Annotated in this window: 12 protein-coding genes and 1 tRNA gene; 1 reads left to right on the top strand and 12 read right to left on the bottom strand. The window is 68.4% G+C overall.

Annotation, left to right across the window (positions count from 1 at the left end; translation table 11 throughout):
* Nucleotides 1-48: 48 nt before the first annotated feature.
* From mreD to ABZY45_RS02025, 7 genes are all read right to left on the bottom strand, one after another.
* Nucleotides 49-711 carry a rod shape-determining protein MreD gene (mreD, locus tag ABZY45_RS02055; protein WP_356735134.1) on the bottom strand — a complete coding sequence of 221 codons (663 nt, stop codon included), beginning with the start codon at nt 709-711 and terminating at the stop codon, nt 49-51.
* 11 nt (nt 712-722) lie between these two features.
* Nucleotides 723-1,781, bottom strand: a complete 1,059-nt coding sequence (gene mreC / locus ABZY45_RS02050) for a rod shape-determining protein MreC (RefSeq protein WP_356735132.1) — start codon at nt 1,779-1,781, stop codon at nt 723-725.
* 97 nt (nt 1,782-1,878) lie between these two features.
* Nucleotides 1,879-2,898 carry a rod shape-determining protein gene (locus ABZY45_RS02045; protein WP_145801547.1) on the bottom strand — a complete coding sequence of 340 codons (1,020 nt, stop codon included), beginning with the start codon at nt 2,896-2,898 and terminating at the stop codon, nt 1,879-1,881.
* 293 nt (nt 2,899-3,191) lie between these two features.
* Nucleotides 3,192-3,605, bottom strand: a complete 414-nt coding sequence (gene ndk, locus ABZY45_RS02040; RefSeq protein WP_014156293.1) for a nucleoside-diphosphate kinase — start codon at nt 3,603-3,605, stop codon at nt 3,192-3,194.
* 85 nt (nt 3,606-3,690) lie between these two features.
* Entirely contained in the window at nt 3,691-4,059 is a 369-nt protein-coding gene (locus ABZY45_RS02035) for a DUF4233 domain-containing protein (RefSeq protein WP_356735129.1), read from the bottom strand.
* 3 nt (nt 4,060-4,062) lie between these two features.
* A complete protein-coding gene (locus ABZY45_RS02030) occupies nt 4,063-5,586 on the bottom strand; it encodes a folylpolyglutamate synthase/dihydrofolate synthase family protein (RefSeq protein WP_356735127.1) in 1,524 nt (507 codons plus the stop codon).
* Between the two features lie 122 nt (nt 5,587-5,708).
* The gene (locus ABZY45_RS02025) at nt 5,709-8,330 is read right to left on the bottom strand and encodes a valine--tRNA ligase (RefSeq protein ID WP_356735125.1); all 2,622 of its coding nucleotides are present in this window, start codon (nt 8,328-8,330) and stop codon (nt 5,709-5,711) included.
* Between the two features lie 136 nt (nt 8,331-8,466).
* On the opposite strand from ABZY45_RS02025, the gene ABZY45_RS02020 reads away from it, so the two are divergent.
* Nucleotides 8,467-9,471 carry a hypothetical protein gene (locus ABZY45_RS02020; RefSeq protein ID WP_356735123.1) on the top strand — a complete coding sequence of 335 codons (1,005 nt, stop codon included), beginning with the start codon at nt 8,467-8,469 and terminating at the stop codon, nt 9,469-9,471.
* A gap of 73 nt (nt 9,472-9,544) precedes the next feature.
* On the opposite strand, the gene clpX is transcribed toward ABZY45_RS02020, so the two are convergent.
* The 5 genes from clpX to ABZY45_RS01995 form a co-directional block, all read right to left on the bottom strand.
* Entirely contained in the window at nt 9,545-10,840 is a 1,296-nt protein-coding gene (gene clpX, locus ABZY45_RS02015; RefSeq protein WP_145801542.1) for an ATP-dependent Clp protease ATP-binding subunit ClpX, read from the bottom strand.
* A gap of 156 nt (nt 10,841-10,996) precedes the next feature.
* Nucleotides 10,997-11,680: an ATP-dependent Clp protease proteolytic subunit gene (locus ABZY45_RS02010; RefSeq protein ID WP_104785645.1), complete on the bottom strand. Its 684-nt coding sequence runs from the start codon at nt 11,678-11,680 to the stop codon at nt 10,997-10,999.
* 67 nt (nt 11,681-11,747) lie between these two features.
* The gene (locus ABZY45_RS02005) at nt 11,748-12,353 is read right to left on the bottom strand and encodes an ATP-dependent Clp protease proteolytic subunit (RefSeq protein ID WP_030625849.1); all 606 of its coding nucleotides are present in this window, start codon (nt 12,351-12,353) and stop codon (nt 11,748-11,750) included.
* Between the two features lie 308 nt (nt 12,354-12,661).
* The gene (tig, locus tag ABZY45_RS02000; protein WP_356735120.1) at nt 12,662-14,059 is read right to left on the bottom strand and encodes a trigger factor; all 1,398 of its coding nucleotides are present in this window, start codon (nt 14,057-14,059) and stop codon (nt 12,662-12,664) included.
* Between the two features lie 150 nt (nt 14,060-14,209).
* Nucleotides 14,210-14,286, bottom strand: a tRNA-Pro gene (locus ABZY45_RS01995).
* Nucleotides 14,287-14,362 lie beyond the last annotated feature (76 nt).

The raw sequence follows: 14,362 nt of genomic DNA, 5'->3' as shown, positions 1-14,362 counted from the left end.
CGGGGGTACGGGGGTGGCGGCCGGTGCTCGTCCGGCGCCGGTACGGCCTCACAGTCGCTTGACCCCCTTGATCCTTCCCGCGCGTGCGGCGCGGCTGCGGGCCGCCCTCAGGCGCATCCCGCCTCGCTGGTTCCCGATACGCAGCCCGGTCCCCGATGCCAGCCAGCCGGCGGCCACGTCCGCACCGGCGGAACTGTCGGCGACCGGGTCGTTCTCGGTGCGTCTGGCGAGCGCCATGATCAGCGGAACGGTGAACGGCGCCAGGAGCAGGTCGTACACCACGGCGGTGAACAGCAGGCTGCCCAGGCCCACATGGCGGGCGGCCGTGTCGCCGACCAGGGAGCCGACACCGGCGTACAGCAGGGTCGATCCGAGCGCGGCGACGACGACGAAGGCCATCGGGGTGAAGGCCGACTTGAGCTGGCCGTTCTCGGGGCGCGCCATTCCGGCGAGGTAGCCGATCACGCAGAGGACCAGGGCGTAGCGCCCGGCGGCGTGGTCGGCGGGCGGTGCCAGGTCGGCGAGGAGGCCCGCGCCGAAGCCGATGACGGTGCCGCTGACGGGCCCGTACACGAACGCCAGTCCGAGGACGACGAGGAGCAGCAGGTCCGGGGTCGCCCCGGGGAGCTGGAGGCGGGCGAGGACGGAGACCTGGATGACGAGGGCGACCACGACCAGGGCGACGGAGAGCAGAGTCCTGTTCAAGCGCATGGGGATCAGCTCTATTCCTGCTCGTTCGCCGCGTCACCGGCGGCCGTGTCGGCGTTGCCCGCGGCGTCCGGGGAAGCACCCGGGGAGGCGGATGAACCGGGCTTCTCGTTGATGTTCCCGACGACCTTCCCGCTGCCGTCGACGAGGTCGCCGTTCGGCTGGACGGTGACGGTGACGGTCGGGGTCGGCTTGGGCTTCTCCGGCTTCTTGGGCTGCGCCGGCAGGACCATGTCGCGAGGGTTCTCACGAGGCGCCTGGACGACGATGCCCACGATGTCGAGCTTGGTGAAGCCGACGAACGGCCTGACGTAGACCGTCCGGGTGAGGTCGCCGCCCGACGGGTCGACACGGACGACCTCGCCGACGGGAACGCCCGGGACGAAGGGCTTGTCCTTGCTGGAGCCGAAGGTGACCAGCCGGTCGCCCTTCTTCACGTCGGCCTTGCCGTTGAGGAACTGGACCGAGAGCGGCCGGGACCCCTGTCCGGTGGCGAAGCCGAGCTCGTCGGTCTTCTCCAGCCGGGTGCCGACGGTGAAGTCGGGGTCGTTGGCCAGCAGGACGGTCGCGGTGTGGGGGCCGACGGTGGTGATCCGGCCGACGAGCCCCTCGCCGTTCAGTACGGTCATGTCGCGCTTGAGGCCGTCGTCGGCCCCCGCGTCGATGGTGATGGTCCAGGAGAAGCCCTGGGCCGCTCCTATGGCGATGACCTGGGCGGCCTTGATGCCGTACTGGCCCGCCCCGGCGCTCTTCAGCATGGTGTCGAGCTGGCGCACCTTGCTGGTGTTGCGGTCGTCGCTGCCGAGCCTGGTCTTCAGTTCGGCGTTCTCGTGCTCCAGGGCCGCGATCCGGTCGTGCCGGTCACCGGAGTCCCGTACGGCGCCGATGGCATTGCCCACCGGGTCCACCGCGGCCGCGACGCCGTTCTCGACCGGTCCGAAGACCGTGGCGGCGGCCTGCCGGGCCCCGTCCACCGGTGACTCCTCGCCACCGCGGATATCCACCGTGATCAAGGCGAATGCGATGGCGATCAGCAGCACCAGGAGCAGCCGGCTCTCTCGTGTGTCCCTCACGTGCGGCGGCCGTGCCTTCCTCGTCGGAATGTTCGTGCCTGTATACCAACGTTCCGCCGCACGGGGCGGCAGCGCCCGTACGGCGGAACGCCGTGTTCTACCGTCGGGGCTGGGCGTCCAGTACCTGCTGGAGCGCCTCGAACTCCTCGACGCACTTGCCGGATCCGAGCGCCACCGAGTCCAGCGGGTCCTCGGCGATGTGGATCGGCATGCCCGTCTCGTGCCGCAGCCGCTCGTCGAGGCCGCGCAGGAGAGCGCCGCCGCCGGTGAGGACGATGCCGCGGTCCATGACGTCGCCCGAGAGCTCGGGCGGGCACTTGTCGAGCGTCGTCTTCACGGCGTCGACGATCGCGTTGACCGGTTCCTCGATGGCCTTGCGGACCTCGGTCGCGGAGATGACGACGGTCTTGGGCAGGCCCGAGACCAGGTCGCGTCCGCGGATCTCCGTGTGCTCGTCCTTCTCCATCTCGTACGCCGAGCCGATCGTGATCTTGATCTGTTCGGCGGTGCGCTCACCGAGGAGGAGGGAGTACTCCTTCTTGATGTGCTGGATGATCGCGTTGTCCAGTTCGTCACCGGCGACCCGGATCGACTGGGCGGTGACGATTCCCCCGAGCGAGATCACGGCGACCTCGGTGGTGCCGCCACCGATGTCGACGACCATGTTCCCGGTGGCCTCGTGGACCGGCAGGCCCGAGCCGATGGCCGCGGCCATGGGCTCTTCGATGATGTGCACCTGGCGCGCACCGGCCTGCGTCGACGCCTCGATGACGGCGCGTCGCTCGACCCCTGTGATGCCGGAGGGCACACAGACGACGACCCGCGGGCGGGCGAGGTAGCGCCGCTTGTGGATCTTGAGGATGAAGTAGCGGAGCATGCGCTCCGTGATCTCGAAGTCGGCGATCACGCCGTCCTTCAGGGGCCGCACGGCAACGATGTTGCCCGGTGTGCGGCCGATCATCTTCTTTGCCTCGGAGCCGACCGCCAGGATTCCGCCGGTGTTGGTGTTGATGGCCACGACGGACGGCTCGTTCAGGACGATGCCGCGCCCCCTGACGTACACCAGCGTGTTGGCAGTCCCGAGGTCGATAGCCATGTCACGGCCGATGAACGACATTGAGTTCCCCTTGTTCCCCATGAGGATGCGTCGGGCCTTCCCAAGAAGCGAAGAATGGCTTGATTTGAGTAGGCGAGGGTTGGCGCTGCGGGCGTGGAAGCTTCCATCGTAGTGCCGTATGCACGGACACAGCGCGAGGGTCCTTCGCCATGACGAGTGGAACGGCTGCCCGTTCCACCCATGGTGACGTTACGTCGGAGGGATGCGTTCCCGCGATACGAGACCCTATGCCGAAGGGCGACCGAATTACTTCGGTCGCCCCAGGTCATGAGCGCTGATTGGCCGAGCCGAAGTCAGGAAAGTCCGGGAAAGAAAAGCTTCAGTTCTCGCTCTGCGGACTCCTCGGAGTCCGAGGCGTGGATGAGGTTCTCCCGGGTGATGGTGCCGAAGTCACCGCGGATGGAGCCGGGCGCGGCGGCGATCGGGTCGGTGGGGCCGGCCAGGGCACGGACGCCCTCGATCACCCGCTCGCCTTCGGCCACCAGGGCGACGACGGGGCCGGATGCCATGAACTCGACGAGCGGCTCGTAGAAGGGGCGGCCCTTGTGCTCGCCGTAGTGCTGCTCCAGGGTCTCCTGGTCGAGCGTGCGCAGCTCCAGCGCGGTGATCGTCCAGCCGGCCTTGCGTTCGATGCGGCCGACGATCTCGCCGATCAGCCCACGCCGGACGGCGTCGGGCTTGAGAAGGACGAGGGTGCGCTGAGTCATGTGCGGCTCCTTGCAGACTTTCGGTGCGGGTGGGGGCGAGATTACAGGGGTACGCCGACGGGCCTACGCCCGGGCTCACGCTGCGTCATCCTTGGGCCGGAGCCTGCGCGCTCTCCTGCGCCTCGGCCTGAGCCGCCCATCGCGCCTTGGCCTCGTCGATCTTGCGGCCGTAATGGACCGATGCCCACCACAGGGCGCCGAAGATCACGCCCAGGATGTACATCATCGGGACGAAGAACCCGCTCAGCACGAGCAGGACCTGGAGCGCCCAGCCGAGCTGTATACCGCCCGGTCGGGTGATCATTCCGCAGAGCAGCACGGAGAGCAGCATGCCGATGCCGCAGACCGTCCAGACCGTGCCCATGGACAGGTCGTCGGACTTCATCGCGACCAGCCCGGCGAAGCCGATGACGAAGAATTCACCGATCAGCGTCGATGCACAGAGGGTACGCACAGGTCAGCGCCTTCCGAGGAGCAGCCGGGCCTCGCCGACCGTGATCACGGACCCGGTCACAAGGACTCCGGCGCCCGCGTATTCGGCCTCTTCCTCCGCGAGGGTGATGGCCGCCTCCAGTGCGTCGTCGAGACGCGGCTCGACCTGGACGCGCTCGTCGCCGAAGACCTCGACGGCGATCGCGGCGAGGGCGTCGGCGTCCATGGCGCGCGGGCTGGAGTTCTGGGTGACGACGATCTCGGCGAAGATCGGCTCGAAGGCCTCGAGGAGCCCCCGGACGTCCTTGCCGTCGCTCGCGCCGACGACACCGATCAGCCGGGAGAAGCTGAAAGCCTCGGACACGCCCTCGGAGGCCGCGCGGGCTCCTGCCGGGTTGTGCGCCGCGTCCAGGACGACCGTCGGGCTGGCCCGCACGACCTCCAGCCGGCCCGGCGAGAGCACCGAGAGGAAGGCCTTGCGCACCGTCTCGACGTCCAGGCTCCGGGCCTGTTCGGCGCCGATGCCGAAGAACGCCTCGACGGCGGCGAGCGCCACGGCCGCGTTGTGGGCCTGGTGCGCCCCGTAGAGCGGGAGGAAGACGTTGTCGTACTCACCGCCGACGCCCCGCAGGGTCAGCAGCTGGCCGCCGACCGCGATCTCGCGGGAGACGACCCCGAACTCCATGCCCTCCCGGGCCACCGTGGCGTCCACCTCGACGGCCTTCTTGAGCATCACCTGCGCGGCGTCCACCGGCTGCTGGGACAGGATCACCGTCGCGTCCTGCTTGATGACGCCGGACTTCTCGCCCGCGATCTCGGCCGGGGTGGAGCCGAGGCGGTCGGTGTGGTCCAGCGAGATCGGGGTGACGACGGCGACCGAAGCGTCGATGACGTTCGTCGCGTCCCAGGTGCCGCCCATGCCGACCTCGACGACGGCGACGTCGACCGGCGCGTCGGCGAAGGCCGCGTACGCCATGCCCGTCAGCACCTCGAAGAACGAGAGGCGGTAGGGCTGCTGGGCGTCGACCATCTCGACGTACGGCTTGATGTCGTTGTACGTCTCGATGAAGCGCTCGGCGTCGATCGGGGAGCCGTCGAGGCTGATCCGCTCGGTGATCGACTGGACGTGCGGCGAGGTGTAGCGGCCGGTCCGGAGCTCGAAGGCGCCCAGGAGTGCCTCGATCATGCGGGCCGTGCTGGTCTTGCCGTTCGTCCCCGTGATGTGGATCGAGGGATACGCGCGCTGGGGCTCGCCCAGCACATCCATCAGGGCCGCGATACGGGTCACCGACGGCTCGAGCTTGGTCTCGCCCCAGCGGCCCGCGAGCTCCTGCTCCACCGCGCGCAGCGCCCGGTCGGTCTCGGGGTCGGCGGGGCGGTCGGGGACGGCCTCACCCTGCGGCGGTCCCGACTGGGTGCGCAGCGTCCGGCTCCCGGCCTCGATCACCGCCAGGTCGGGGTCGCGCTGGGTCTCTTCGCCGACGATCTCCGCGAAGGTGTCGTCGGGATCTGACGCGTCGTGCCGGTCTGAAGGGCGGGGCTCACTCACAGGGCCAGTCTACGGATGGGCACGGACATCGTGCGCAGCGCCCGGGGCCGAGCCCTCACCCGTACGGCGAAGCCCCCGCACTCCCGGTCGGTCGGGGGTGCGGGGGCTCCGGCTTCAGGTGATCAGCCCTGCGGCAGGTTCGCCAGCTGGGCGGTGATCCGCTCGATGTCCTCCTCGGCCTTGGCGAGCCGGCCACGGATCTTGTCGACCACGTTGTCCGGTGCCTTGGCGAGGAAGGCCTCGTTGCCGAGCTTGCCGGTGGCCTGGGCCTTCTCCTTCTCGGCGGCGCCCAGATCCTTCGTGAGGCGCTTGCGCTCGGCCTCGACGTCGATCGTGCCCGACAGGTCGAGGGCGACCGTGGCACCCGCGACCGGAAGGGTGGCCGTGGCGTGGAAACCCTCCTCCGCGGGCTGCAGGCGCAGCAGCTGGCGGATGGCGGCCTCGTGCGGGGCAAGCACCGTGCCGGTGACGGTCAGCTCGGCCGGGACCTTCTGGCCGGGCTGGAGGCCCTGGTCGGAGCGGAAGCGGCGGACCTCGGTGACGACCTGCTGGACGAGCTCGATCTCCTTCTCGGCCGCGTCGTCGCGGAAGCCGCTGTCCTTGGGCCAGTCGGCGACGACGACGGACTCCTGGCCGGTGAGCGTGGTCCAGAGCTGCTCCGTCACGAACGGGACGATCGGGTGCAGCAGCCGCAGGGTGACGTCCAGGACCTCGCCGAGGACCCGTGCGGACACCTTGGCCTGCTCGCCGCCGGCGAAGAAGGTGGTCTTCGACAGCTCGACGTACCAGTCGAAGACCTCGTCCCACGCGAAGTGGTACAGCGCGTCGCTGAGCTTGGCGAACTGGAAGTCCTCGTAGAACGCGTCGGCGTCGGCGACGGTCTTGTTCAGCCGCGACAGAATCCACCGGTCGGTGGCCGACAGCTGCTCGGCGGGCGGGAGTTCGCCCTCGACCGTCGCGCCGTTCATCATCGCGAAGCGGGTGGCGTTCCAGATCTTGTTGGCGAAGTTACGGGAGGCCTGGACCCAGTCCTCGCCGATCGGGACGTCGGTGCCGGGGTTGGCGCCCCTGGCCAGGGTGAAGCGGACGGCGTCGGAGCCGTACGTGTCCATCCAGTCCAGCGGGTCGACGACGTTGCCGAAGGACTTCGACATCTTCTTGCCGCGCTCGTCACGGACCAGCCCGGTGAGCGCGATCTTCTTGAACGGGGCCTCGCCGTCCATGACGTACAGGCCGAACATCATCATCCGGGCGACCCAGAAGAAGATGATGTCGTGACCGGTGACGAGCACGTCGGTCGGATAGAACTTCTTGAGGTCCGGGGTCTCCTCGGGCCAGCCGAGCGTCGAGAACGGCCACAGACCGGACGAGAACCAGGTGTCCAGGACGTCGTTGTCCTGCGTCCAGCCCTCACCGGTGGGCGGCTGCTCGTCGGGGCCGACGCACACGACCTCGCCCTCGGGGCCGTACCAGACGGGGATGCGGTGGCCCCACCAGAGCTGGCGCGAGATGCACCAGTCGTTGAGGTTGTCGACCCAGTCGAAGTACCGCTTCTCCATCTCCTTGGGGTGGATCGCGACCCGGCCGTCGCGGACCGCGTCACCGGCGGCCTTGGCGAGGGTCTCGACTTTGACCCACCACTGGAGCGACAGCCGGGGCTCGACGGTCGTGCGGCAGCGCGAGCAATGGCCGACGGAGTGGACGTACGGGCGCTTCTCGGCGACGATCCGGCCCTGTCCGCGCAGCGCGCCGACGATCGCGGAACGGGCCTCGAAGCGGTCGAGACCCTCGAACGGGCCGGCGACGGTGATGACGCCCCGCTCGTCCATGACGGTCATCGACTCCAGGCCGTGGCGCTGGCCGATCGCGAAGTCGTTCGGGTCGTGCGCCGGGGTCACCTTGACGGCGCCGGTACCGAACTCGGGGTCGACGTGGTGGTCGGCGACGACCGGGATGGTGCGGTCGGTCAGCGGCAGCTTGATCCGCTTGCCGATGAGGTGCGTGTAGCGCGCGTCGTCCGGGTGGACGGCGACCGCGGTGTCACCGAGCATCGTCTCGGCGCGGGTCGTGGCGACGACCAGCGACTCCTCGCCCTCGCCGTACCGGATGGAGACGAGCTCGCCGTCGTCGTCCTGGTAGTCGACCTCGATGTCGGAGATCGCGGTGAGACAGCGGGGGCACCAGTTGATGATGCGCTCGGCGCGGTAGATCAGCTCGTCGTCGTAGAGCCGCTTGAAGATGGTCTGGACGGCGGCGGACAGCCCTTCGTCCATGGTGAAGCGCTCACGGGACCAGTCGACGCCGTCGCCGAGGCGGCGCATCTGGCCGAGGATCTTCCCGCCGTACTCTTCCTTCCACTGCCAGACGCGCTGGACGAACTCCTCGCGGCCCAGGTCGTGGCGGGACTTGCCCTCCTCGCCGAGCTGCTGCTCGACCTTGTTCTGGGTGGCGATACCGGCGTGGTCCATGCCGGGCAGCCACAGCGCCTCGTACCCCTGCATCCGCTTGCGGCGGGTGAGGGCGTCCATCAGCGTGTGCTGGAATGCGTGCCCCAGGTGGAGGGAACCGGTGACGTTGGGCGGCGGGATGACGATCGTGTACGGAGGCTTCTCGCTCTGCGGGTCCGCCGTGAAGTAACCGCGCTCCACCCAGCGCTCGTACAGCTTCCCCTCTACCTCGGCCGGCGCGTACTGGGTCGGCAGTTCGGGGGTGCTGGCTGGCTGCTGCGCTGCGTTCTCGGTCACGGCACACAGTTTAGGGGCGTCACAGTCATGCACTGAAACCGGTTTGTTCAGTAACGGTGTACGTGCGGATTGCCTATGTGAGCGCCGCGTCCGCCAGGATGTTCGGAACGCATAAGCATTCGGAGGGGACAGCGCCATGAGTTACAACCAGCCGGGCCCGTACGGCGGGCAGCAGCCGCCCCAGGGTCAGCCCGGACCGTACGGCCAGCAGCCGGGTCCGTACGGCCAGCAGCCGAACCCCTACGGTCAGCAGCCGCCCCAGGGCGGACAGCCCGGCTACGGCTACCCGCAGCAGGCCCCCCAGGGCGTCCCGCCGCAGCAGCAGCCCCCGCAGGGCTACGGCTACCCGCAGGGCCAGCAGCCCGGCCCGTACGGCCAGCAGCCGCCCACCCCGCCGTACGGCGGCCAGCAGGCGTACCCGGGAATGCCGCCGCAGCCGGGCGCCCCGAAGAAGAAGACGGGCCTGATCATCGGCGGCGCCGTGGTGGCGCTGGCGGTCATCGCGGGCGGGGTGTACTTCATGACCTCGGGCGGGGGCGGCGGGAGCGACGTCGCCGACTCCACCAAGGGGTACAAGCTGACACCGGCCGCCTCGGTGGAGACCTACAAGCTGGACAAGGGCAAGGCCGCCTCGGGTGCGCCGACGAGCAAGGAGAAGGCGGAGGCCGAGGCCCTGGGCATCAAGAACCCCCAGAAGGCCGAGGCGCAGTACATGAGCGGGGACATGGAGAAGAACCCCCTCACCACCAAGATGCTGATGCTCTACGGCAACTGGGGTGAGGTCAGCGACCCCGAGAAGGCCCTGAACGGCATGTTCGCGCAGGCCAAGGCGGGAATGGCCGAGAGCGATGACGCCAAGACCTCGCTGGTCGGCAGTCCCGAGGCAGTCACGCCGGCCGGCTTCGAGGGCGCGCTCATGAAGTGCCAGGACATGAAGATGGTCAACGACAAGGCGGACGGGACCGCTGCGGGCGGCCCCAAGGAAATGGTCATGCCGGTCTGCATCTGGGCCGACTACAGCACGGTCGGGGCGGTCATCGGCTTCGACATCGGCGCGGCCATGACCAACAAGTCCATGACGCAGGAAGAGGTGTCGGGCCTGGCCGCCAAGCTCTACAACACCTCACGCACCAAGATCTGATCGCGGCTCCACGCGAAGGGGCGCCCGGCCGGTGGCCGGGCGCCCCTTCGCGTGCGCGTCGTCTTCGTCGCCGCTATGCGGACTTCTCGTGACGGCCGCCGTCGTTCTTGCCGATCGTGCGCGGCTCGCGCGGGACCAGCGTCGGGTTGACGTTGTTGCGGACCACGTCCGGCGTGATGACCACGCGGGCCACGTCCTTGCGGGACGGCACCTCGTACATCACTGACTGGAGGACTTCCTCCATGATGGCGCGCAGACCGCGCGCGCCGGTCTGGCGCAGGATCGCCTGGTCGGCGATGGCCTCCAGCGCCTCGCGCTCGAAGTCCAGCTCCACGCCGTCGAGTTCGAAGAGGCGCTGGTACTGCTTCACCAGTGCGTTACGCGGCTCGACGAGGATCTGGAGCAGCGCCTCGCGGTCCAGGTTGTGGACCGAGGTCAGCACGGGGAGGCGGCCGATGAACTCGGGGATCATCCCGAACTTCACCAGGTCCTCCGGCATGACCTCCTGGAACTGGTCGCTCGCCTGGATCTCCAGCTTGGAGCGGATCGTCGCGCCGAAGCCGATGCCCTTGGCGCCGGCCCGCGACTCGATGATCTTCTCCAGACCCGAGAAGGCGCCGCCCACGATGAACAGCACGTTCGTCGTGTCGATCTGGATGAACTCCTGGTGCGGGTGCTTCCGTCCGCCCTGCGGCGGCACGGAGGCGGTGGTGCCCTCCAGGATCTTCAGCAGGGCCTGCTGGACGCCCTCGCCCGAGACGTCGCGGGTGATCGACGGGTTCTCGCTCTTGCGGGCGACCTTGTCGATCTCGTCGATGTAGATGATCCCGGTCTCGGCCTTCTTGACGTCGTAGTCAGCGGCCTGGATCAGCTTCAGCAGGATGTTCTCGACGTCCTCGCCGACATAGCCGGCCTCCGTCAGCGCCGTCGCGTCGGCGATGGCGAACGGGACGTTGAGCATGCGGGCCAGCGTCTGCGCGAGCAGTGTCTTGCCCGAGCCCGTGGGGCCCAGCAGCAGGATGTTGGACTTGGCGAGCTCGATCGCGTCGTCGCGATTACCGCCGCCGTTCTCCCCGGCCTGGACCCGCTTGTAGTGGTTGTACACAGCGACCGAGAGGGCCTTCTTCGCCGGCTCCTGACCGACGACGTACCCCTCGAGGAACTCGTAGATCTCGCGCGGCTTGGGGAGCTCCTCCCACCGCACCTCGGAGGTCTCGGCGAGCTCCTCCTCGATGATCTCGTTGCAGAGATCGATGCACTCGTCGCAGATGTACACACCGGGTCCCGCGATGAGCTTCTTCACCTGCTTCTGGCTCTTTCCGCAGAACGAGCACTTGAGCAGGTCGCCGCCATCACCGATGCGTGCCACGAGGTGCTTCCCCTTCGCCTGGGAGCAGCCTGGTTCAGCGGCTCCTGGTGCCTCTATCCGACGGTACCTTGCCTGGCCCCCCGTTCGGGCCCCCCTTGGCACGGTTCACACGGCCGGGGCCGTGCGAACGGGATGTGCCAAGGGGAAAGACCGACGTCAGACGGACGCGCCTGCCGTGGTCTTACGGGTGGAGACAATCTGGTCCACCAGACCGTACGCGAGTGCGTCGTCGGCGGTAAGGATCTTGTCGCGCTCGATGTCCTCGCTGATCTTCTCCAGCGGGGTGGTGGAGTGCTTGGCCAGCATCTCCTCCAGCTGGGTGCGCATGCGCAGGATCTCGTTGGCCGCGATCTCCAGGTCGGAGAGCTGCTCACGGCCGGTCTGCGAGGACGGCTGGTGGATCAGGACACGGGCGTGCGGGAGCGCCATGCGCTTGCCCGGCGTACCCGCGGCCAGCAGGACGGCGGCGGCGGAAGCGGCCTGGCCCATGCAGACCGTCTGGATGTCCGGCTTCACGAACTGCATCGTGTCGTAGATCGCGGTGAGCGCGGTGAACGAGCCGCCGGGGCTGTTGATGTAGATCGAGATGTCACGGTCCGGGTCCATCGACTCCAGGCACAGCAGCTGCGCCATGACGTCGTTGGCCGAGGCGTCGTCGATCTGGACGCCCAGGAAGATCACGCGCTCCTCGAAGAGCTTCGCGTACGGGTCGTACTCACGCACACCCTGCGAGGTGCGCTCCACGAAGCGCGGGACGACGTAGCGGTTGTCCACCTGCGGGCCGGTGTAGAGGCCGCTCGCGGAGGCGCCGGAGAGGTTGTTCATGTGGGTGTTCACCATCCTGGTGGCGTATCTGTGGGCTGGAGGTCTCGGCGTACGAGAGGGTGCGGGGTGGTGCACGCCCGGATCAGGCGCCGGTGCCGCCGCCGCCCGGGATGCCCGACGCGAACGTGATGATCTCGTCGATGAGGCCGTAGTCCTTGGCCTCCTCGGCGGTGTACCAGCGGTCGCGGTCGCCGTCGCGGATGATCGTCTCCACGGTCTGGCCGGAGTGGTGGGCGGTGATCTCGGCCATCCGCGTCTTCGTACGGAGCAGGTACTCGGCCTGGATCTTGATGTCCGAGGCGGTACCGCCGATGCCGGCCGAACCCTGGTGCATGAGGATGTCGGTGTTCGGGAGGGCGAAGCGCTTGCCCGCCGTGCCTCCGGTGAGCAGGAACTGGCCCATCGAGGCCGCCATGCCCATACCGATGGTGACCACGTCGTTCGGGATGTACTGCATGGTGTCGTAGACCGCCATGCCGGCCGTCACCGAACCGCCGGGGCTGTTGATGTAGAGGTAGATGTCCTTGTCCGGGTCGGCGGCAAGGAGCAGAAGCTGTGCGGTGATCTTGTTGGCGATGTCATCGTCGACCTGCTGACCGAGGAAGATGATGCGCTCGCCGAGCAGTCGGCTGTAGACCTGGTCACCGAGGCCTCCACCGAGGGACGGCTCTCCGGCGGCGTAGGGCATCAGATTCGTCACGTATCCACCTGCTCGTCTCTGACGGCTCCGGCCGTCTCAGCGTCTTCGTACCGGGTGGGCCGGGACTACCCGACCCTTCCTCTTCATGGACCCTAACGCGCAGGTGGGACAACGCCATCCCGCTTCCCCAACTGTTCGCTGGGAGCGCAAGGTAAGCCAGTGGGCACAAGGGTCCCGGGGGCGCGCGGGGCGCCCTCCCGGGGGCGTCACCGGGCGTGGGCCGATACGACGGCGGGCCCCGGACGCGGTACGTCCGGAGCCCGCCGTGCGGATCAGATCAGCGGTCGGGACGAGGCTCAGGCCTCGTTCTTCCCGTCCTTCTCCTCGGCTGCCTCGGTGCCCTCGGCGGCCTCGACCGTCTCGGTGGCCTCCTCGGCCTCCTCGTCGTCCTCGAGCTCGACGATCTCACCGTTGGTGTCGACGACCTTGGCGGCCTCGACGACCACGGCGAGCGCCTTGCCGCGGGCGACCTCGCCGACGAGCATCGGAACCTGGCCGCCCTCGACGACGGCCTGGGCGAACTGGTCGGGGCTCATGCCGGAGGAAGCGGCACGCCGCATGAGGTGCTCGGTGAGCTCCTCCTGGTTGACGTTCAGCTTCTCCTTGTTGACGAGCTCGTCGAGGATGAACTGGGTCTTGATGCCCTTGATGGCCTGCTCGGAGGTCTCGTTCTCGAACTCCTCCAGCGTCTTGCCCTGGATCTCGAGGTACTTCTCGAGGTCGAGACCCATCTGGCCGAGCTGGTGGTGCTCGAGGTTGTGCTTGCGGGTCTGGACCTCGTCCGCGAGCAGCTTCTCGGGGATCGGGACCTCGGCCAGCTTCAGCAGCTCGTCGAGGACGCGCTCCTGGGCCTGGGTGGCCTGGTCGTACTGCTTGGTGTTCTCGAGGCGCTTGCGGCTGTCCTCGCGGAGCTCGGCGAGCGTGTCGAACTCGCTGGCCATCTGCGCGAAGTCGTCGTCCAGCTCGGGCAGTTCGCGGGCGGCGACGGCGGTGACCTTGACGGTGACCTCCGCTTCCTTGCCCTCGGCGGAGCCACCCTTCAGCTCGGAGGTGAAGGTGGCCTCGCCACCGGCCTCCAGGCCGGTCACGGCCTCGTCGATGCCGTCGAGGAGCTCGCCGGAACCGATGGTGTACGAGACACCGGCGGCCACGCCGTCCTCGAGGACCTCTCCGTCGACCTTGGCCTCCAGGTCGATCGTCACGACGTCGCCCTCGGCGGCGGCGCGCTCGACCGGGTTGGTCGACGCGAAGCGCTCGCGGAGCTGCTCCACGGCCTTCTCGACGTCCTCGTCGGTCACTTCGAGTGCGTCCACGGTGACCTCGATGCCGGAGTAGTCCGGAATCTCGATCTCGGGACGGACATCCACCTCGGCGGTGAAGGCCAGCAGCTCGCCGTCCTTGAGTTCGGTGATGTCGACCTCGGGCTGGCCCAGAACGTTGAGCTCACCCTCGTTGACAGCCTCGGTGTAGAACTTCGGAAGGGCGTCGTTGACGGCCTCCTCCAGCACAGCACCACGGCCGAACCGCTGGTCGATGACCCGGTTGGGGATCTTGCCCTTACGGAAGCCCTTCACCGTGACCTGCTGGTTGATCTTCTTGTACGCCGCGTCGAGGCTGTCCTTGAGCTCCTCGAAGGGCACCTCGATGCTGAGCCGAACCCGAGTCGGGTTCAGGGTCTCCACGGCGCTCTTCACGGTTCGGTCTCCTTGGTGGCTGACTTCTTGGGGTTCTGCTGGGCCGCCGAGAGGCGGCTTCGCGGATCGAGCCCGGTACATCAGACACACGGGCACGCAATTTGCATAGTAACGGCAAGGGGGAGGACTCCCACAATGCGATCTTGCTGGTGGTCGGGGTGGCCGGATTCGAACCGACGACCTTCCGCTCCCAAAGCGGACGCGCTACCAAGCTGCGCCACACCCCGTCGGTGCGACACGTAGGGTACATGCAGAAGAGCCCCGCGTCGGCCGCTTTGCACGGGCCGTCACCCGGGCCGGCGC

The sequence above is a fragment of the Streptomyces sp. NPDC006516 genome, assembly GCF_040611875.1.
In the GTDB taxonomy this organism is placed as follows: domain Bacteria; phylum Actinomycetota; class Actinomycetes; order Streptomycetales; family Streptomycetaceae; genus Streptomyces.
Note: the sequence above shows the minus strand (reverse complement) of the source record. Positions and strands in the feature narration are given on the sequence as shown.